The organism is Pseudomonadota bacterium (assembly GCA_037200975.1).
Lineage (GTDB): Bacteria > Pseudomonadota > Gammaproteobacteria > Steroidobacterales > Steroidobacteraceae > CADEED01.
In genome coordinates this window covers 3,279,645-3,298,737 of sequence record JBBCGI010000001.1, presented here as the reverse complement: position 1 = coordinate 3,298,737, position 19,093 = coordinate 3,279,645, and the positions used below count along the sequence as shown (strand labels likewise).

The 19,093-nt window shown below is 61.6% G+C and carries 19 protein-coding genes; 3 read left to right on the top strand and 16 right to left on the bottom strand.

Annotated elements, in window-relative coordinates:
• Positions 1-23 precede the first annotated feature (23 nt).
• Together WDO72_14795 and WDO72_14790 are read right to left on the bottom strand one after the other, a co-directional pair.
• The gene (locus WDO72_14795; GenBank protein MEJ0086943.1) at positions 24-380 is read right to left on the bottom strand and encodes a hypothetical protein; all 357 of its coding nucleotides are present in this window, start codon (positions 378-380) and stop codon (positions 24-26) included.
• Positions 381-954: 574 nt separating this feature from the next.
• Positions 955-1,557, bottom strand: coding sequence for a GNAT family N-acetyltransferase (locus tag WDO72_14790; protein MEJ0086942.1), 603 nt, complete (start codon positions 1,555-1,557; stop codon positions 955-957).
• 533 nt (positions 1,558-2,090) lie between these two features.
• On the opposite strand from WDO72_14790, the gene WDO72_14785 reads away from it, so the two are divergent.
• The 3 genes from WDO72_14785 to WDO72_14775 are packed head-to-tail and all read left to right on the top strand — an operon-like array spanning position 2,091 to position 4,414.
• Entirely contained in the window at positions 2,091-2,504 is a 414-nt protein-coding gene (locus WDO72_14785) for a transposase (protein MEJ0086941.1), read from the top strand.
• A complete protein-coding gene (tnpB, locus tag WDO72_14780; GenBank protein MEJ0086940.1) occupies positions 2,501-2,848 on the top strand; it encodes an IS66 family insertion sequence element accessory protein TnpB in 348 nt (115 codons plus the stop codon). The genes WDO72_14785 and tnpB overlap by 4 nt, the downstream gene beginning before the upstream one ends.
• Before the next feature lie 45 nt (positions 2,849-2,893).
• Positions 2,894-4,414 (top strand): IS66 family transposase, encoded by a 1,521-nt coding sequence (locus WDO72_14775; protein ID MEJ0086939.1) that lies wholly within the window; start codon positions 2,894-2,896, stop codon positions 4,412-4,414.
• 618 nt (positions 4,415-5,032) lie between these two features.
• On the opposite strand, the gene WDO72_14770 is transcribed toward WDO72_14775, so the two are convergent.
• From WDO72_14770 to cysI, 14 genes are all read right to left on the bottom strand, one after another.
• Positions 5,033-5,308, bottom strand: a complete 276-nt coding sequence (locus WDO72_14770; GenBank protein MEJ0086938.1) for a BrnA antitoxin family protein — start codon at positions 5,306-5,308, stop codon at positions 5,033-5,035.
• On the bottom strand, positions 5,265-5,540 hold the full coding sequence (locus WDO72_14765; protein ID MEJ0086937.1) for a BrnT family toxin: 276 nt from the start codon (positions 5,538-5,540) through the stop codon (positions 5,265-5,267). Before WDO72_14765 ends, WDO72_14770 begins: the two co-directional genes overlap by 44 nt.
• Before the next feature lie 201 nt (positions 5,541-5,741).
• Positions 5,742-6,281, bottom strand: a complete 540-nt coding sequence (locus WDO72_14760; GenBank protein ID MEJ0086936.1) for a hypothetical protein — start codon at positions 6,279-6,281, stop codon at positions 5,742-5,744.
• Positions 6,282-6,408: 127 nt separating this feature from the next.
• Positions 6,409-6,849 (bottom strand): hypothetical protein, encoded by a 441-nt coding sequence (locus WDO72_14755; protein MEJ0086935.1) that lies wholly within the window; start codon positions 6,847-6,849, stop codon positions 6,409-6,411.
• A gap of 193 nt (positions 6,850-7,042) precedes the next feature.
• A complete protein-coding gene (locus WDO72_14750) occupies positions 7,043-7,879 on the bottom strand; it encodes an IS3 family transposase (protein MEJ0086934.1) in 837 nt (278 codons plus the stop codon).
• The gene (locus WDO72_14745; GenBank protein ID MEJ0086933.1) at positions 7,849-8,205 is read right to left on the bottom strand and encodes a transposase; all 357 of its coding nucleotides are present in this window, start codon (positions 8,203-8,205) and stop codon (positions 7,849-7,851) included. The genes WDO72_14750 and WDO72_14745 overlap by 31 nt, the downstream gene beginning before the upstream one ends.
• Before the next feature lie 73 nt (positions 8,206-8,278).
• Positions 8,279-8,704, bottom strand: a complete 426-nt coding sequence (locus tag WDO72_14740) for a hypothetical protein (GenBank protein MEJ0086932.1) — start codon at positions 8,702-8,704, stop codon at positions 8,279-8,281.
• Positions 8,705-10,665: 1,961 nt separating this feature from the next.
• A complete protein-coding gene (locus tag WDO72_14735; protein ID MEJ0086931.1) occupies positions 10,666-11,082 on the bottom strand; it encodes a VOC family protein in 417 nt (138 codons plus the stop codon).
• A gap of 1,019 nt (positions 11,083-12,101) precedes the next feature.
• Positions 12,102-12,632, bottom strand: a complete 531-nt coding sequence (locus tag WDO72_14730; GenBank protein MEJ0086930.1) for a hypothetical protein — start codon at positions 12,630-12,632, stop codon at positions 12,102-12,104.
• Between the two features lie 8 nt (positions 12,633-12,640).
• Positions 12,641-14,044 (bottom strand): siroheme synthase CysG, encoded by a 1,404-nt coding sequence (cysG, locus tag WDO72_14725; GenBank protein MEJ0086929.1) that lies wholly within the window; start codon positions 14,042-14,044, stop codon positions 12,641-12,643.
• Entirely contained in the window at positions 14,044-15,003 is a 960-nt protein-coding gene (gene hemB / locus WDO72_14720) for a porphobilinogen synthase (GenBank protein ID MEJ0086928.1), read from the bottom strand. The genes cysG and hemB overlap by 1 nt, the downstream gene beginning before the upstream one ends.
• On the bottom strand, positions 15,000-16,511 hold the full coding sequence (locus WDO72_14715) for a hypothetical protein (protein ID MEJ0086927.1): 1,512 nt from the start codon (positions 16,509-16,511) through the stop codon (positions 15,000-15,002). Before WDO72_14715 ends, hemB begins: the two co-directional genes overlap by 4 nt.
• 132 nt (positions 16,512-16,643) lie before the next feature.
• Complete coding sequence (locus WDO72_14710; protein ID MEJ0086926.1) at positions 16,644-17,351, bottom strand: phosphoadenylyl-sulfate reductase; 708 nt, start codon at positions 17,349-17,351, stop codon at positions 16,644-16,646.
• 56 nt (positions 17,352-17,407) lie between these two features.
• Positions 17,408-19,087: an assimilatory sulfite reductase (NADPH) hemoprotein subunit gene (cysI, locus tag WDO72_14705; GenBank protein ID MEJ0086925.1), complete on the bottom strand. Its 1,680-nt coding sequence runs from the start codon at positions 19,085-19,087 to the stop codon at positions 17,408-17,410.
• Positions 19,088-19,093 lie beyond the last annotated feature (6 nt).

Here is a 19,093-nt window from a genome sequence, read left to right as displayed (position 1 = left end):
CTTGTTAGAGAGCAGGAAGGGTTTCATGTGGATTTCCAGCGGACGAATGTGAAGACCATTCCCGCCACGAATAGAGTTCCGAAGATTTCCTTGTTGTAGCGGGCGATCCATGTGGGTAGATAGATATCGAAGTTTGGACGACGATCACTTGTGTAACGCGCTGCCATGGCGGTCAAGGGGCACCGAAACCGGTTGAAGACGAGCACTGTCACCTCAACGAGTACGACCGCGATCAGGGTCGCTGCGAGCGTGAAGTGCTCGAGGTATGCCGCAATTGGCAGCGCCACGATACAACCCGCAATCAGCGACCATGCCAGCGTGTGCGCGATCTTTATAACCCGCAATGCCGAAGGAACGGTAGCTCGGCGCTCGTGGATCATGCCGTCTGACAGACGAGAAAAACACCGCTGGGGTGGCGACTTGGGATTGGCATTTTATCTCCCCGGCGAAGGCTCCAGCGATTCTCTGGACCGCACCCACCGACCGACGCCAAATGTGAACGCCGCCGGGAAAAGCACAACCCAGCAAAACATGGCGACCGCAAACACCGGAAATTCCATGCTCCAGAGGACGTACCCAAGCATTGGTGTTAGCAGAGCAAAGGCGGCCCCACCCACGTATCCAAGCACAGGTGCGGCCGAACCGATGTCGCGAAACGACCAAGCGCTTCCAGCCGCAACCAGGTATGACCAGATAAACGTTCCCGCGGAGAGTATTGCTGCCGTCATCCCAAACGGCGGCAACGCGAATTGTTGGTGAGTCGAATCTTCGATGAGCTCCGAGACCAGAGTTCCAATGGCGACCACCGCTGAAGCGGCAACAGCGAAATGAACTGCGAATCTGGTCGACGGGGGCATCATTGGCGGTCTAACGATTGAGCCGAGCGGCGCGACCGTCGTCGCATGAACCTGGCACTTTATCTTGCCCGCGCCCGCTCGAGCGATTTGTTAGGCGTCATCGTGATCCCTGCGGCAGAAACATACACCAAAGGGTTGCGCTGCCGAGTCTGCCGCGGCCGGTCTCTGCAAATCCGGCGCGCTCATAGAACTCGAGGTTCGACTCCTCCGCCGTCTCCAGGTACACGCCGCAGGACAGCGGATCGCTCCTCGAAAAGTCACAAAACGACCTGAGCAGTTGCGTCCCGACACCGCGGCCATGCATGTCGGGGTGAACTCCGACCACACCAAGATAATAGTGCGGAGCTGGCGGCTTGCCCTTGGCGGCGATCTCATCGTAGATCGCCATGCGTTCAGTCAATTCGGGAATGGCGCTCTCGAAGCGATCCCACTCTTCCGCCAAATCTTTTGGCCATGCGGGGTGCGCAGTCGCATAGCCCATTGCTGCTCCATGAATACCAGAGGTGCCTCGGGCCACAACGACCGGCATCTCGAGAGTGATGCGTGCTCGCATAAGCAGCGAGAAGAATTGCGCCAAGCGTTCTTGGTAGCCCGGACCGGGCTGCAACAGAAATCCAGTAATCGGATCCTGCGCGAACGCCGCGACCAAGCAGCCGACGGATTCGTCGAGTTCGGAGAGGGACGCGGCGGTGATATTCATGAATCCTAACTGTTTAGCTAAGCGGCGCGTGCGTCGGCGTTTGAGCTTGACCCTTTATCTTGCACGCGTCGGCTCCCGCGATTTGTTAGACGACAGCTACTTTCGGGCACGCGCGTACGCCTCTTTGATCTGCGGAAGTACGAAGCGAAAGTTGTTTACCAGGTCTTGGATAGTCCGAGTCGGACTAGGGAACCAGATTGCGTATACGCCCCAGCGCTCCGAATCAGGCGCCATGATCTCCTGGAGCGGCTCATCACCTACTTCCCACACCAACCCGGCCCTACTGCCATCAGGAGCAATCACAAATGCGTCACCGCCCGTGCATCCGGCTGGATCTTCGAACTCAGTGATCGATCCCAGGCACCAGCCCTCTGTGCAGGTCTCAGGGATAACTACATAGCCGTGGTACACAGGACTATCAGTGGGCTTGGAGAGGAAGTAAGCGTCCGGTCTGGGCACACTCTTGAGATCGATCGCGTCGACGCATGATGGGGCGATGAGTGGCACGGAGGTCGTGTCCACTTGGAGCCCAGATGGACACTTCGAGCAAGAGTGAGCAAGGCGGCAAGCGTCAGTTTCGATCAGTGCAAGAGAAGCTGCGGATTGTCGAAGAAGCGAGCCGGCCTGGTGCGTCGGTTGCGGCGGTGGCGCTTCGTAACGGCGTGAACGCCAACCTGGTGTTTGGATGGCGACGACTGCACCGGCGCGGATTGCTCGAGCGCCAGCGCGAGATGGGGCCGCGGCTGCTGCCGGTGAAGGTGACGATGCCGACGCTGACGCCGAGCGAGCGGGCAACGGCACCGGCGACGACGCGCGCCAAGGTTCCCGCAGCGCAGACTCCCATCTGTGTCGAGATCGCGTTCGCGGGCGCCGTGAGCGTGCGATTACACGGCGAGATCCCGCCCGCGACGCTCACCCACATCCTCGAGTGGGCTTCTCGTCGATGATCGCGCTGCCGGCGGGAGTGAAGGTGTGGCTGGCCGCCGGCGCCACTGACATGCGTAAAGGGTTCGACGGCCTTGCTGCAAGCGTGCAGGAGCAACTCGCCGAGGATCCGTTCTCCGGACAGCTGTTTGTGTTTCGTGGCCGAGCGGGCGATCGGGTGAAGATCCTGTGGTGGAGCGGTGATGGGATGTGTCTTTTTGCCAAACGACTTGAGCGCGGCCGGTTCGTATGGCCGCAGGCAACCCATGGCTCGGTCAACTTGACCGGCGCGCAGCTGTCGATGCTGCTGGAAGGGATCGACTGGCGGCGTATCGAGCGCACGTACGAGCCGACGCTGGCGGTGTGATAAGTAGTTAGCCACTGTCGATCGGGTGCGGTATCATGCGCACCCATGGCGCTCACACGCGAGCAACTGCCGAAGGATCTCGAGACTCTCACGACCTTCGCGCTCACCCAGGCACTCGAGCTCGAGAAGCTGCGCTTCGAGATCGCGGTGCTCAAGCGCCAGAAGTACGGCCGATCCTCAGAACAAGCCGACCGGGAGCTCTTGCAGATGCAGCTTCGGCTCGAGGATCTGGAGTCGCAGCTCGCCGCCCGTCCCGCGCACACGCAACCGCCCCCGAAGGAGCCGGCGGTCAAGCCCGTGCGCCGGCCGCTTCCCGAGCATCTGCCGCGCGAGTCGATCGTGCACGAGAGCGCCTGCGCCTGCCCGGAGTGCGGCGGCGCGCTGCGCCCCGCAGGCGAAGACGTCGCCGAGATGATCGAGTGGATCTCGGAGCGCTACAAAGTCATCCGTCACGTGCGGCCGAAGTTCTCGTGCGTGAAGTGCGAGAAGCTCGTGCAGGCACCGGCTCCTGCTCGTCCGATTGCCCGAGGCCTTGCCGGTCCCGGGATGCTCGCACACGTCCTGGTATCCAAGTATGCCGATCATCTGCCGCTGTATCGGCAGAGCCAGATCTTTGCCCGCGATGGGATCGATCTGGACCGTTCAACGCTCGCCGACTGGGTCGGAGGCGCAAGCGAGTTGCTCTCGCCGCTCCTCGAGGCACTGGGCCGCTACGTGTTGTCGGCCGAGAAGCTGCACGCCGACGACACGCCGGTGCCGGTTCTGGCCCCTGGTCGTGGCACGACCAAGCAAGGACGGCTGTGGACTTACGTGCGCGATGATCGGCCTGCCGGATCCACAGAGCCGCCAGCGGTGCTCATGCGCTACTCGCCGGATCGTAAAGCCGAGCGGCCCAACGCTCACCTAACTACGTTCGTCGGAGTCCTGCAGGCCGACGGATATGCCGGGTTCAAGGGACTGTACGACCGACCCAAAGATCCGCTGATCGAGGCGGCTTGCTGGGCGCACGCGCGGCGCAAGTTCTTCGACTTGCACGCCGCGAACGGCTCTCCCGTCGCCGCCGAAGCGCTCGCGCGCATCGGCGAACTCTACGCAATCGAGGATGAGATCCGAGGCTCGCCGCCCGATCAACGTCGAGAAGTACGCCAGGCCCGCGCCGGTCCCGCACTCCACGCCTTGCACGCCTGGCTGCACGAGCAGTTGTCGAAGGTCGCCCAGAAGAGCCAGTTCGCGCTCGCGATCCGTTACACGCTCTCGCGCTGGACGGCGCTCACGCGTTATCGCGACGACGGGCGCATCGAGATCGACAACAACGCGGCGGAGCGATCCTTGCGCACGGTCGCGCTCGGGCGCAAGAACTGGCTCTTTGCCGGCTGCGATGATGGCGGCGAGCGTGCTGCCGGGATCTACTCGCTCATCGCGACCGCGCAGCTCAACAGCTTGAACATCGAGGCGTATCTGCGCTACCTGTTCGAACGCCTGCCCGAGCATCCGATCAACCACGTCGATGAACTCCTGCCATGGGCCATCGCCGCCGAACTACCTGAGCTCAAGCTCGCCGCCTGATCGCGTGTCAATGCGCCCAGACCGGACGCTTACGAGAGGAACGCAGGAAGACTTGGATCGCTCGACGGAGCGTCAGGATCGGTAGTGATGCGACGGCCGTTCATGTCGTCTAGCGGTTGAGCTGAGCGCCGCGTATGCAGACGCTTGGGCTTGAGCTTAGGCTTGGCACTTTATCTCTCACGCGTGCGCTCGAGCGAGGAATTAGGCGGCAACGCCACCTGCTCCGCGACTAGCGAGGCGACATGCCTCGACAACGCTTGCTTCATTGCAAGCATGGAAAGCGGGATCGAGACGGCATACGTGCCCACTACTCCATAGATCTGCGCCGCCTCCGCCATGCCCATTCGTCGACCTATCGCTGCCGCTACGGCTCCAAACATCAGTCCAGCGGGAAACGAGTAGAGGAACCCTCGCCAAGCGGCACTCCACCATACAGCGAGAGCACTGCGCCATCGCACATCAAGTCCATTCTGTTCACTTAACTGTGCTGTGGTCGCTGTGTAGTGGTTCTGGTCCACAGGTTACCGCCTAACGGTTGAGCTGCGCGGCGCGCACGCCGATGTATGAGCTTTGCACTTTATCCCTCACGCGTCCGCTCGAGCGATTTGTTAGGTTGCTCTAGCGCGTCTTAGTAAGACGGTCGGCCATGCGCGTTTGCCAGCCAGGGCCAGTGGCCTTCCAGCGTTCGATGACCTCGACCGGAAGGCGCAATGTCAGAAGCCTTCGTGCATTGCCAGAAATTGGGCGCCCGCGCTTCTTCACTACCATGCGACCAAGCAATTCAGGCGTCAGGCGTGGGCCATCCACGTACTCGTGCGGCTTGATCCGGTGTTCGTCGACGCGCTTGAGATCAGATCCCAAGGAGCGGCGCGAGACGCGCTTTTTCGCGGCCATTGGCTTTCCTCATACTGATGATGTGACGCCCAGCGTCACGCGGCGTATAGACGATCTGCACAAGCCGGCCTCGCAGCAGGCCGAAACAAATGATTCTCGTCTCTCCGTAGTCTTTGCGCGTGTCCTCCGCTTCGGCCGTGATTCCATCGAAAACCTCGGCGGCATCCGCGAAATCGAGGCCTCGCTCTTCCAGCGTGGCGGCTCGCTTGGCTGGATCGAAGGTAATGCGCACGAATTAGTGTAACTACAGTAAATAGGGGATTGCAACCCCAGCCGCTGAGGGGAGAATTCGGAGCAACCTAACGGGTGAGCTGAGCGGCGCGCACGCCGCAGCATGAGCTTGGCACTTTATCCCTCACGCGTCCGCTCCAGCGATGTGTTAGGCGCTCAAGCATAGTTCTCACAATTGAGTCCATTTGCACAGAACACCAAATCAATTTTGGCCCTCCATCAGGAAAGCCCCATTGCTTATATCGACGAGCCCAAACTGGGAAGAGTCGAAATGGATTCTTATGAATCCATGCGAGGGGTCCATGCCTCTCTTGCGGAAGGCGGAGAGCCAGATCTCGTTTCCAGGTGCATCGGCGTCTAGTGGTGAATCCGCTTCTTCAATCCGATAAATGATCGGCCTCGGCGTCCTATAAGGGCAAAGCTTGGAATCTTCAAAGGGATTTCGAACCCACAAGATCTTTCCCTGTGAATCGATTGCTGCCAAATGCCGGCCATCGCTTTCCACGTAAAAAGTCACTTGAGTGCGTAGATCTTTAAACGTGAGTGGCTTGGCGACAGAGGGATCCCACTCCACGTAGTCTGGCACCGGCTTTGTTGAGCGCGTTATTCCGCCGGGAAGCGATGGGATGCCCAGGAGAAAATATGCCGATTTGCACTCGGGCGCGATGAGAACTCGAGTCTTGGATGGGGGGTTTTCGGCCGCTGCAATCACCAGTGGCACAACTGACAGGGCGAGACCCATCTTGAATCTGCCACTTGTAAGCACAGCCCCTCCCGTCATCGGTCTGATCAAACGACGAAGTAATTGCACAACTGGCGCCTAACGGTTGAGCTGAGCGGCGCGCACGCCGATGTGTGAGCTTGGCACTTTATCTCTCACGCGTCCGCTCCAGCGATTTGTTAGGCGTCACAACCGCCCAGTGCTCGTCGCGACATTCCAGAGGGATAGCCCCTGCATATTCCACAATTGGAATGTCGGTCCAAAACTCTTTTCCGCATCCTGTCAACTTGCCCGACGGCCACAATGTATCGTTGTTTCCAAGGCAAAGCCCAGCTCGGCTGAGCGCCATCGAAAATGCGAGTTGCTCAGGGCCTTTGAACTGAACCACGGCGTACTTGGAGCCCTCCGTCAGGCGGACCTCCACAACATTCGCGGTTGTGCGGCGCGCGAATTCTGCATAGAGGTTTTTGTGAGACCCCTGGCGCTTTGCACATTCGCGAATCCAGAATTCATGAACGTCAAAGCTTTTCAGTCCCAGTACGCAGTCGTCGGCCAGGACAACCTTCTCAACAAAGCTCTGTGCCGTCACACGTGCAGCGGCGTCTTCGCAAGCATCTACGCGAACCGCTAGCACTGCCAACAACGCGGCGGGGAGGATGGCGAGTCTGTGACACTTCATGTGACGCCTAACGGTTGAGCTGAGCGGCGCGCACGCCGACGTATGAACTTGGCACTTTATCCCTCACGCGGGGACTTCCTTCGCAAAAGTGGACACCCGTGGGTTAGGACTTCTGTTGTTCGAACTCGATCGGTGAACGATAGCCGAGCGACGAATGAAGTCGCTCGGTGTTGTAGAACTCGACGTAGCTTCGGATTGCGCACCGCAGCTGCTGGTCGCTCTGGAACGTCTGCCGGTGATACAGATCCGACTTCATGCTTTTGTGCCACGATTCCATATGAGCGTTGTCGGTCATCCTCATCGGGCGGTTCACGGACTGACTGATTCCGACTTTGGCAAGGGTACGCCGGAAGCTGTCGGCAAGGAACTCCACACCGCGATCACTATGGAACATCGCGCCACTCGCAGGTCGGCGTGTCTTCAGCGCCGCGGCGAGCGCACGTCTGGTGAGCGAAGGCGTCCTGCGATGACCCAACGACCAGCCCAGCAGTCTGCGCGAGTGCCGATCCATGATCGTGGCTAGATAGCGCCACCGTGATCCGACCTTCAGATACGTCACATCACCCACCCACACTTGATCGGTGCGACAGATAGGGATGGCATGGGCCGAGCTCGGCAAGTTGCCGTAGAACCGCGCCAGTCCAGGCAGCCGCCGGTAAAGAGTAGTCGAACAGCCTTGCAGGCCACGTTCGCGCATCAGGCGTTCCACGCGACGGCGCCCGACTTGCTCTCCGGTCCGAACGAGCGAGGCGTGAACGCGCGGGCTGCCGTAGGTCTGGCGGCTGGCGCGATGGACCTGGACGATCCTCGCTACCAGTCGATCATCCTCGATCGATCTTGTACTGCGAGCTCGCGCTCTCCAAGCGTAGTACCCGGCCGGACTCACCTTGTGCAATCGACACATCACTCTCACCGGGAACGTCGCTTCACAGTGCGCGATGAAGGCGAAGATCTGGCTTTTCGAGCGGAGGTGAACTCGATGGCTTTTTTTAGAATCTCATGCTCGAGCTTGAGTCGCTCGTGCTCCTTCTTCAACTGGCGCAGCTCCTTCAGCTCAGCCAGCACCTCTTTATCCACTGCAACACCCTTGGTCACGATCAGTCCCTCGCGCGCCTGTTTGCGCCAACGAGACAACATGAACAGATGGATGTAAAGCGACTGCGCAACATCGCCCACTTCAACGCCAGGAAGCTGGCTCAGGCGAACGGCTGTCGCCTTGAAGTGATCGCTGTACTTGTAGGTCGTTCTCGGCCCGGGCTTCGGCATCTCGACACTCCTGATCGTTAGATCAGGGTGTCCACTAAACCGAAGGAACTATCGCGTCCGCTCCAGCGATTTGTTAGGCATCACGCCACTCCACGGAAAGCTGTTCAGACGAACTCGGCAACCACGCGTTGATCCTGCGACCGAGTTCATTTAGGTCGGCAGGATTGCAACATAGGAAGAAATTGCTCGTCGCCCGGTTTGGCGGCTCGCCACGAATGTCCATTAGCACCTCGACAACAGAATGCCCGCTTCCGTCGAGCACGTGAGCACGCAGCAACATATGCCCATAGCACTTTGGATCGGGGCCGCCGGATTCCCAAGAGACTTGGTCCTCTGGGCTAGAAGGGAACGCTTCCAAGCGAGTGGCGAAGGATTCAACGTCGTCAGGATAGGAATAAACTTCCATCGAAGCCGAAGCACATCCATTTGTGGCGCCCACGAGGATCTGGAGCATTCCGTCGTCGTCGGTCCAAAGAGTCTTGAGTTCAACGCGCGACATTGATCGTGATGCCTAACGGTTGAGCTGAGCGGCGCGCACGCCGATGTATGAGCTTGGCACTTTATCCCTCACGCGTCCGCTCCAGCGAGTTGTTAGGCCTCGTTAAGCAGACCATAAGCCACTTCGTCGGTGGGACGCTCCCCTCGATGAACCACTGTGCGGCGCGCACCCGCTCTCTCGGAGAGGTTGAGCAAGACCGAGTCCTCGACTGGACCCAGCGCGTTCGCACGGTCTCGAGGCACAAAGAGCACAACGCTTGGAGCTGGCTTGATCCATTGGTTCGACCCGACCTTTGAAAAAGCGTACTGCATAAGCAACTCCGCCATTCGGCCGTTTTTCTCCAGTGCGGCAGAGTTGGCAAAAGGTTCGAATGTTTGAACAGCAGCTGACGAAACGGGGCGGCCGATAGAGGAGACGCGACTCGAGGCGTCGAGGCTCAGAACTGGAGAGAACTCGTGCTGCTGCCCTGTAATAAGGTCGCGGACAAGGACGCGCTGCGGGCTCAACTCCACGACGCACGAAGAACTGAAAAGCGACCTAAGCCAGGTGAACATGAGCGAGGCCTAACGTTTGAGCTCAGCGGCGCGCACGCCAAGGCCGGAGCTTGGCACTTGATTTTGAACGCGTCCGCTGCAGCGAGTTGTTAGAGCGCACATGTCATTCCTCGACGAAGACGATTGAGCCACTAGCCACTGACTTCTCAGGCGAATGCCCGGCTTCCGCAGCGCCCGATCGAAGGGCTCCCACCGAAGCTGAGGCGAAGAATGCCCCCGACAAACCAGCGGCGCAACCACGCTTACCTTAACCCCTTGATCGTGCGGCCCGCGATCTAGATGGGACTTGCGATTGATCTCCGGGGCTCGGTCGAACATTGCTTCCGACCAGCGGACCTGGCCGGTTGATTCCGTGCGCCACCGCGATGATTGGGCGCCGCGGAACCGAAGGGTAGATTCTCGCGATGAGTTCCGAGCAGCAGAAACGATTTGTGCGGTCTAACGGTTGAGCTGAGCGACGCGCGCGCAGACGTTTGAGCTTGGCACTTTATCTTTCACGCGTTCGCTCCAGCGATTGGTTAGCAGGCGTCGTGCCATGGGTGAAGGTCCGGAAGGAGCTGACATGCGGGTAAGCGTACCGCTCGAACTACCTTCGAGCAAAGGGCGAGCTGACCGAAGCCGAGGCCATTTCAGGAACCAAAGCCCACAGCGGCCGCTTGACGCCCTCGCCCGCCTGGATTTGCGCGACTTGGTGGACTGGCGCTGCTGCGACGTCGACGGCCGCGGAAGCGGAGAGATCTTTCTCTGGGTTGCGGCTCGCTCGATTCACTTCGCGAACCCGCCTGCTAACGGTTGAGTTGAGCGGCGCGCACGCCGACGGTTGGCCTTGGCACTTTATCTTTCACGCGTCCGCTCCAACGATTTGTTAGGTGGCAGCACGCTTTTGGAGGACTACGAATCTAGTACGTTCAATCGGATGTGACTCTGACGCATTCGGCGTGAGCTTAAGCTGCAGGGATGGACCCACAACGAAGCCGTTGACCATTGCCCCATCCGGCAGTCGAAACGAGGTTAGTCTCTTATACACGGTCAACACGTAGCACTCGCCCGTCCAGAATGTAGTTCCCCCATCTAGCAGCTGCGGAAACGCCGGACTCTTGGAATGAATGGGTTCTTGGCCCGAAAGCGCGCGGTTGAAGTCCTCCAGAGCGTTCGAAAGGCATCGAGTGGACTCAGGGCCATAGATCGCAGGCGCCTGAGACTCCTCTACACCAAAAAGGTCCGCGAATGACGGAAGCGCGGTTGGCGGGTTCGCAAACCCGACACTCGAGATGAGCGTGGTCGTCAATGCAAGGAGTGCAGATTGAAGGTGCCGCATGACTGCCACCTAACGATTGAGCTGAGCGGCGCGCACACCGACGAATGAGCTTGGCACTTTATCGTTCACGCGTCCGCTCCAGCGATTTGTTAGGCGATATGCGGTGCGCCGGCATTTCGTGCGCGATAGAACTGCAAGCTGTTCTGCCCTGGGTCTCTCAGATGAAATTCCCTCGTTCCCCACGGAGTGTCCGCGGGCTTAGTCCACGGACTCTCGTGTCTCGTTCCTTCAGTGATTCCGCCTCGGTCCAACAAATCCAAATACAGCGCGTCAACGTCGGTCACTTTAAAGCGATAGGCGGGTCTGTCTATTGGGTAGGACCACTGCTCAGAGGCTTGCCATTGAAAGTGCAGCTCGGCGCCGTCGCGTTTCATGACCGCATATTTAGGGTTGCTCGAGTTATCTTGGAACAGGAGTTCGAACCCAAGGCGAGCATAAAACTGCACGCTGATTCCAATGTCTTTCGACATCAGCACCGGATGCACACTTTCAAGCGAAGCGGTCATAGGGCTTACCTCGAACGGCTCTCATGTCGCCTAACGTTTGAGCTGAGCGGCGCGCACGCCGCTGCATGAGCTGGGCACTTTATCGTGCACGCGTCCGCTCAAGCGATTGGTTAGCAGGCGTCGCGCTGTGAGTGACATTCTGGAAGGAGCTGACATGCGGGCAAGCGTACCGCTCGAACTACTTAGAACAAAGGGCGACTTAACCGAAGCCAATGCCGCTTCGGAAGCCAAAGCCCACAGCGGCCGCTCGATGCCCTCGCTCGCCTGGATTTTCGCGTCGGAATGCACTGGCGTTTCCGCAACTTTGGCGGCTGCGGGAGCGGAGAAATCTTTCACTTGGTTGCGCTGCGCTTGAGACACTTCGCGAACCAGCCTGCTAACGGTTGAGCTGAGCGGCGCGCGCGCCGATGTATGAACTTGGCACTTTATCCCTCACGCGTCCGCTCGAGCGATTTGTTAGGCGACTCCAGACGACGCTGCACATTCTAGTCCTTGGGATCGGCGGCAACATTCACAGAACCCATTTTCAACTTTAGTTTCGACTTTTGAAGCTGCTCCATGAGCTTCGCTGTAGCAGCGTAACTTGAAGTCTTGTCCGGCAGGACTCGAATGTAGGTGCCCTCTGCCACTTTTAAGACGTCACGAAGGTGAGCCACTACGCCGGCACATGGCAGTCGTGCTTCCCCCACGAGGCAGTCGGTGTCGTCGGTAACCCGAATAGTTACCACTTCGCGAGGCTGCTCTCCCAGAGCCTTCTCTACACATGCCGGCGAAAGCACGGAGAGTGTAAGCAACAGGAACTTGCGAGTGAGAAGGTGACGCATAGAGTCGCCTAACTCTTATTAATGGTCGGTAACGGAGTTTCTGGACATTTACCGTTGGATAACATGACCACCCCAGCCGCCCGGATGCTGCAGTTTGCAGCCACGACGATATCTCTGCTGCAGCGCGGCCCACAATGACAATTCGTATCCCGGTTCACATACCGGCCAATGGGCGCCCAGAGCCTGACGAGCCGCTCAAACGACGCCTGACACCGCCTCGACACGAGTATCCCGGCGCCAACGGATCAAGCCGATCGCATAAGTGACGTAATACCCCGCCAGCAGCCCGAACACCGCAAGCGTCAACGGACTGCTCGCGAAGCTGGCCTGGGGCGCAGGCATCGCGCCATCGAGCAAATACAACTCGAGAATGCGATAGATCACGCGTCCGGTGAACAAGACTGACAACGCGATGCCAAGATGCGCATTCGGCGTGTAAAACAAACCCTGCGGTGTCGCCTCGAAGCGCGTCTTGCTCAATCCATAGACACCGAGACCCGTGCCCACGCACAGACCACCCACGAGGCATAGCAAATTCATCGCCTGAGACCTGGCGCCGAAAGCCAGCAGCGCGATGATCAGCGGAAACACGGACACGGTAACCCACGGCCGCACTTTCGAGAGCTTCTGCCGGCCGATCGCGCTGCGCACGCGCCGGTACAGGCGCCAGCCAATCAGCGGCAGCGCGATCAGAAACGGAAGGACGGACGTCGCGGGATGCGCCATCGACCCGACTAGGCAGATTCGCCGGCGGCAACCCGCCGCCCAAACCACTGCAATTCGGCTGCGGTCGACGCGACGTTGCCAATGATCAGCATGGAGGGCGCCTTGATCTGCTGCATGACGGCGTCCCGATGCATACCCTCGACCGTGGTAACGACCACGCGTTGCTCGGCGCGGCTCGCGTTCTCGATGAACGCGACGGGCATGGCGCCCGCGACACCCGAAGCGAGTAGTTTGTCTCGCAATCCTGCGAGCCGCCCGACGCTCATGTAGAACGCCAGTGTCTCGCGTCCCGCCGCGAGATCCGAATAGTTGAACAACGCGAGCTGCTCATCGCTATTGCCGGTCAGGAAACGCACGGCCTGCGCATGGCGGCGGTCGGTCAGCGGAATCCCGGAATACGCGCCGGCCGCGAGCGCGGCGGTGATTCCGGGGACGACTTCGAACGACACGCCATGCCGGCGCAGGAAATCGATCTCTTCCCCGCCCCGTCCATAAACGAACGGATCGCCGCCCTTGAGCCGCACGACGTACTCGCCGCGCTGCGCATGCTCGACCAATAGTTTGTTGATTTCTTCCTGGGTAGCGCCACCGCCGCCGACGAATTTTCCGACGTCGAAGCGGGCCGCGTCGCGACGTGCCAGGTCGAGCACCTCGGCGGATACGAGGCGGTCGTGCACGATGACATCCGCTTCCTGCAGCGCACGTAATCCCTGCAGAGTCATCAAGCCGGAATTGCCAGGACCGGCACCGACCAGCACTACGTGCCCATTGGGAATGCCATCAACCGCATCGAGCGCCTTGCGCGTGAGTTCGTCGGCCTGGGCCTCGCGACCCGCGCGCAGCGACGCAGATACCGGGCCCGTGAGCATCCACGACAAGAACCGGCGCCGCGCACCGATATCCGAAAATCTCGCGCGCACCGCGCTGCGCCAACGGTCGGCGAAGGCCGCCAATGGCCCGAGCGAACTATCGAGCAGCGTCTCGAGCCGCTCGCGAATCAACCGCGCCAGCACCGGCGACGCGCCGCCGGTCGATACGGCGATCTGCACCGGCGAGCGATCGATGATCGCCGGCATGATGAAACTGGACAGCTCGCGGTCGTCCACGACGTTGCAAGGGATCCGCGCGGCATTGGCCGCTGCAGCCACGGCCGCATTCACGGCGCGATCATCCGTGGCGGCGACGACCAGCCACACGCCCGCGGTATCGGCATCCGCAAACTCACGTGCCAGGTGCGTGAAAACGCCACGCGCCAGGGCGGAAGTCAGCTCGTCCCCGAGCCGCGGCGCCACGACCGTGATGCTCGCCCCGGCATCGACCAACAAGGAAAATTTGCGCGCCGCCACTTCCCCGCCGCCGACCAGCAGCACGGGCTTTCCCTTCAAATCGAGGAACAGCGGAAAATATTGCATCAGGCCGGCAACCCCAGACCCTTCGCGAGGCGCGCGCCGTACGTGATGATGTATGCCGCACCGGCACGCCGCAGGTTGTGCCAGCTCTCGATCAGTGCGGAGTCGAAGTTCACGAACTTCTCCTTCGCGAGCAACACGAGCGAGGTGTATTCGCCGCTGACTTGATAGGCGCCCACTGGCAGACCGGTCTGTTCGTTGATGGGCCGGATCAGATCCGCCGAGGGCTGCCCGGGCTTCACCATCAGGAGGTCCGCGCCTTCCTCGGCGCAGCGCCGGCTGGAAGCAAGCGCATCGCTGCGATTGCGCACGTCGAGCTGATAACCCTTGCGATCGCCGTACTGCGGCGCGGAGTCCGCGGCTTCGCGGAACGGCCCGTAGAAGTTGCTGGCGAACTTGGTGCTGTAGCTCATGATGGGCGCGATGTCGTGGCCGGCCGCATCGAGCGCCGCGCGCAGATGTGCGACGCGGCCGTCGTTCATGTCCGAGGGCGAGATGCCATCAGCGCCGGCTTTCACGTAGGCCACGCCTAACAACCCGAGCGCATTCAGGGTGGCGGGCAAGTCCTGCTTGCCGCGCGCGTCATGCACGTGGCAGTGGCCGCTCTCGGTGAAGCTGCACAGGCACGTGTCCACCCAGATGGCGGCATCGCTGCCCGCGCGTTGGCGCATCTGCTGGAGCGCGGTGCTGGTGAAATCCGAACCGAAGTTGCGGTTGGATTTATGCGCGGGCACGGGGAACAGCAGGAACTGGCGCACGCCGGCCGCGAGATCCTTCTCGAATTGCGCGAGCAGCGAGGTGAGCGTGTGTCGCGAAGTGCCAGGCAGCCCGCTGATGGGCTCCTCGCCCGTGCCGCCCTCGCTCAGGAACAGCGGCTGGATCAGCTGGCTCTGGCCAAAGCCGATCTCCGAAACCATGTCGCGCAGCGCCTGCGTGGCGCGCAATCTCTGCAGTCTCTTCATTGCTCAACTTCCTGGCGAAATCCGTCCGCGGTGAGAAAGGCGCGGACGCGCTCTTCTCCTATGGCCGCGCGGATCATACTGAATGTATTGCCAGGTCCGCAGCCGTGCCAGGCGCCACGAATTTCAGGGTTCGCCTGCAGATAGTCGTAAAACTGTGCCCCGCTGCGCCAGTAGAAGTGGGTATGCCCGCTCAAATCGGCCAGCGGCGCGCAGCGTTCGAGCCGGTAGGTGGCGATCCGCTCGCTGAACGGGGAGTCGTAGCCGTTCTCGTGGCTGAACTTCACCCAGCTCTGGACGCGCGGAAACAGCGCCTCGACGCCCCGGCTGGCGGTCTCGCCCAGGCTCTCATCGCTGCCGTGAACCCAGATTCCGCGCGCCGCGAGCCGGCGCCAGGTGTCGATACCCGCGCTCCAGACGATCTGGCCGGGCCGGGCGGTGTATCCATCCGGCCACGCCTCGGAGCGAGCGACAAACAAACCCACGCGCGCGTCCGCGAACTGGTCGTGACGCACCTGCAGCGCGACGCGCCGGTAGCGATCGCCGCTGCCCGGCTCACCGGTCCACACCGCGAGCTCGCTACGCGCTGGCGGTAGCGGCGTGTCATGACGGCGCAGCTCGGCGCTTTGAATCCATTGACCGGCTTTCTGGCCGCGCGTGAATTCGATTTCGCCGCAGTGCACGGGGACGATCGAAATACCGAGTGGGTGATCCTCGTCGCCGGTCGGCGCAAGCCGCGCGCGCTCGGCGATGACGCGACCGAAGGTCGCCGGATCGTTGATAGGCGCTAACAACTCCGCCAGGTCGGCACGGTTGCGGCAGATCTCGATGGCCAGCGCGCCCTGCCCCGGCGCGGTCGGATTCAGCGCCAGCGGCAGCACCATGATCTCGCAGGCGTCGAGCACGGCGCGCAGCCGCACGCGTGCGGCTTCGAATTCCGGCGCCGTCGATTCGAGAATGCGATCGATGTTCGCCTTGGCAACGACCAGCGCAGACGCGTCCCCCGCCATCAATTGCTCGAGGCGCGCCTCGCAGTCCCCGCGCGCCAGCACGAAAGTGATACGTGGCGGCTTCGTCGGCAGCGCCCATTGCAGGAAGCCGGACAGGTTCGTCCTGCGCCGGGCGGAAGACGACAACACGCGCAGGTCGTTCGCGCGCCCGTTAGGCCATTCGCGCTTCACCAGCAGCAGGTCGCGCGCATCGGCGCGCGGCAGTGTGGCCGCGATCTGCGTGTGTGGGTTCGTGGCGAACGGGAGGTCCTTCCACAGATGAACGGCGAGATCGATGGAGCCGGCTCGCAACGCAACGCCCAGATCGCCGGTGAAACCGCCGCGCCGCAGCAGTTCTGGCAGCGGCGTATCGAGCTCGCGATCGGCGGGGCTCGTGAGAAAGCGGTAGTCGATCGAGAGATGCGGGTGCTTGGCGATGAGCGCCGCGCCGACCGCGCGCGCCTGCACCTGCGCGACAATGCTGGCACGCGCGCCTAACACGATGGGTCGATCGAAAGTCATATCCGTTGCCGCAGAGGTAGCAATCGCTGTGCCATGGATTGTGGCGCGCCGGTCAGCCGTGTGCCGGGTTCTCGCGCCGTAGCAGTGCGGCGGGGGCTGGCGGTTGCGCGGCCGCGGTGCAGCCGCACGCGGCTACCCTTCGAGCCCGTGGATGCCGCACTCTCGCTTGAGACCGGCAAATCGCAGCTCTTCCGCCGAATCCACTTCATGCAGCGCCTTGGTGGAATGCCAGTCGCCGATGGACACGTATCCCTTGTCCCACAGCGGGTGATACGGCAGCGAGTGCGCCTTGAGGTACAGATACACGTCGCGATCCGACCAGTCGAAGATCGGATGCAGCTTGAAGCGGCCGTCGCGCACTTCGAGTGGATTCAGCGCGGCGCGGCTCACAGCCTGGCTGCGGCGCAGGCCGGCAAACCAGGTCGCGGTGCCGAGCGTCGCGAGCGCGCGGCGCATCGGTTCGACCTTGCGCAGCTCGAGATATTTGTCGAGACCCTCGCGGCCCTGTTCCCAGAGCTTGCCGTACTGGGCCTCGAACTCCTGCACCGATTGCCGGCCCCCAAAGGTCTTGATGTTCAGCGACAGTTGCCGCGTAAGCTGCTCGATGAACTCATAGGTCTCTGGGAATAGATAGCCGGTGTCGACGACGATCACGGGAATCTGCGGCGCTTCCTGCGTGACCAGGTGCAACATCACCGCCGCCTGCGCGCCGAAGCTCGACGAGACGGCGTGCGGCCCGGGCAGGTTGTCGAGCGCCCAGCGCACGCGCGCCGGCGCATCGACGGAAGCCAGCCACTCGTTGACGTCATTCGCGGCTGCCGTGTCCACACCGAACTCCAGCGCGGACAACGTAAGGCGCGGCCCCACGGTTTCGCCCGGTAGTTCGATGGCGGCGCTCACGCACGCGTCTCCGGTTTGAGTACGTTTGCGCGCCACAGGAAGTCGCCGAAGCGTTCATCGGTGTGACGTTCGGCGGCGTATCGCGCGAAGAGTTCGTCCAGCGCGCTGACGATGGATGCCTCGTCGATGTTGTCGCGGTACACGACGTTCAACCGCGAGCCGACGGCGTCCGCGCCGAGACGCAAGGTATAACGCCCGGGCGCGCGGCCGATCAACGCGATTTCCGCGAGGTATGGACGCGCACAACCGTTCGGGCACCCGGTGATGCGCACCGTGAGCGGAATATTGCGCATGCCATGTTTTGCCAGCAGCGCGTCGACGCGATCGATGAAGCTGGGTAGATAGCGCTCGGCTTCGGCCATGGCCAGCGCGCAAGTGGGCAGCGCCACGCAGGCCAGTGCATCGCGGCGCACCGGCGAGGTGAACAGCGCCTTGCCCAGGCCGTGATCGGCCACGATTCGGTCGATGTTCATGCACTCGCTGGCCGGCACGTTCGCGATGATGAGGTTCTGATTCGCCGTGAGCCGGAAATCGCCCTGGTGAATGGCGGCGATCTTTTCGAGCCCCGTGAGGAACGGAGCACCCGGGCGATCGACGACACGGCCGGATTCGATGCGCAGCGTCAGATGCCAGCGGCCATCGTGGCCGCGCAACCAGCCGAAACGATCGCCCTGCGTCGTGAATTGGTAGGCGCGCGGCGGCTCGAGCGTGTAGCCCAGCCGCTTGAACAATTCGGCCTTGAACCAGTCCACGCCGCGATCGGCAATGGTGTACTTGAAACGCGCGTGTTTGCGGTCGGTGCGGTCGCCGAAGTCACGCTGGATCATCACCACGGTCTCGGCGACCTTGAGGACCTGATCCGGCGTGAGGAAACCGATCACATCCGCGATGCGCGGAAAGGTCTGCGGCTCGCCGTGCGTGGCGCCGAGGCCCCCACCTACCGTGAGGTTGAAGCCGAGGAGCTTTCCTTCGTCGAGAATGGCGATGAACCCCAGATCCTGCGAGAAGATGTCGACGTCGTTGTGCGGCGGCACCACCACGGCGGTCTTGAACTTGCGCGGTAGATAGAGCTGGCCGAGGATCGGCTCTTCTTCGGCGGGCCCCACCAGTTTCTCGCCGTTCAGCCAGATCTCGTGATAGGCACGCGTACGCGGCTTGAGATGCTCGGAGAGCTTGACGGACCAGTCGTAGACTTCCTGGTGGGCCCAGCTCTCGACCGGATTGGCGGCCGCCATGACGTTGCGATTCACGTCGCCGCAGGCGGCGATGGAATCGATGAGCAGCGCATTCATGCCCTGCATGGTCTGCTTGAGGTCTTTCTTGATCACGCCGTGCAGCTGGAACGCCTGCCGCGTCGTCAGGCGCAGCGAGCCTGTGCCGTACGTGCGCGCCAGCTTGCTCAAACCCAGCCACTGTGCGGGCGTGCAGATGCCGCCCGGCAGACGCGTGCGGATCATGAAGCTGTACGCGGGTTCCAGCTTCTGATGCTCGCGTTCCGCGCGCAGATCGCGGTCGTCCTGCATGTAGCTGCCGTGGAACTTGATCAGCTGCGTGTCGGCATCGCGAATCGCGCCGGTCAGCGGGTCGGCCAGGCTTTCGACCAGTGTGCCGCGCAACCCGCGCGACGCCTTCTTGATGATCTCGACGGGCGAAGGCGGATCGGTCTTGGCGGCCAAACTATT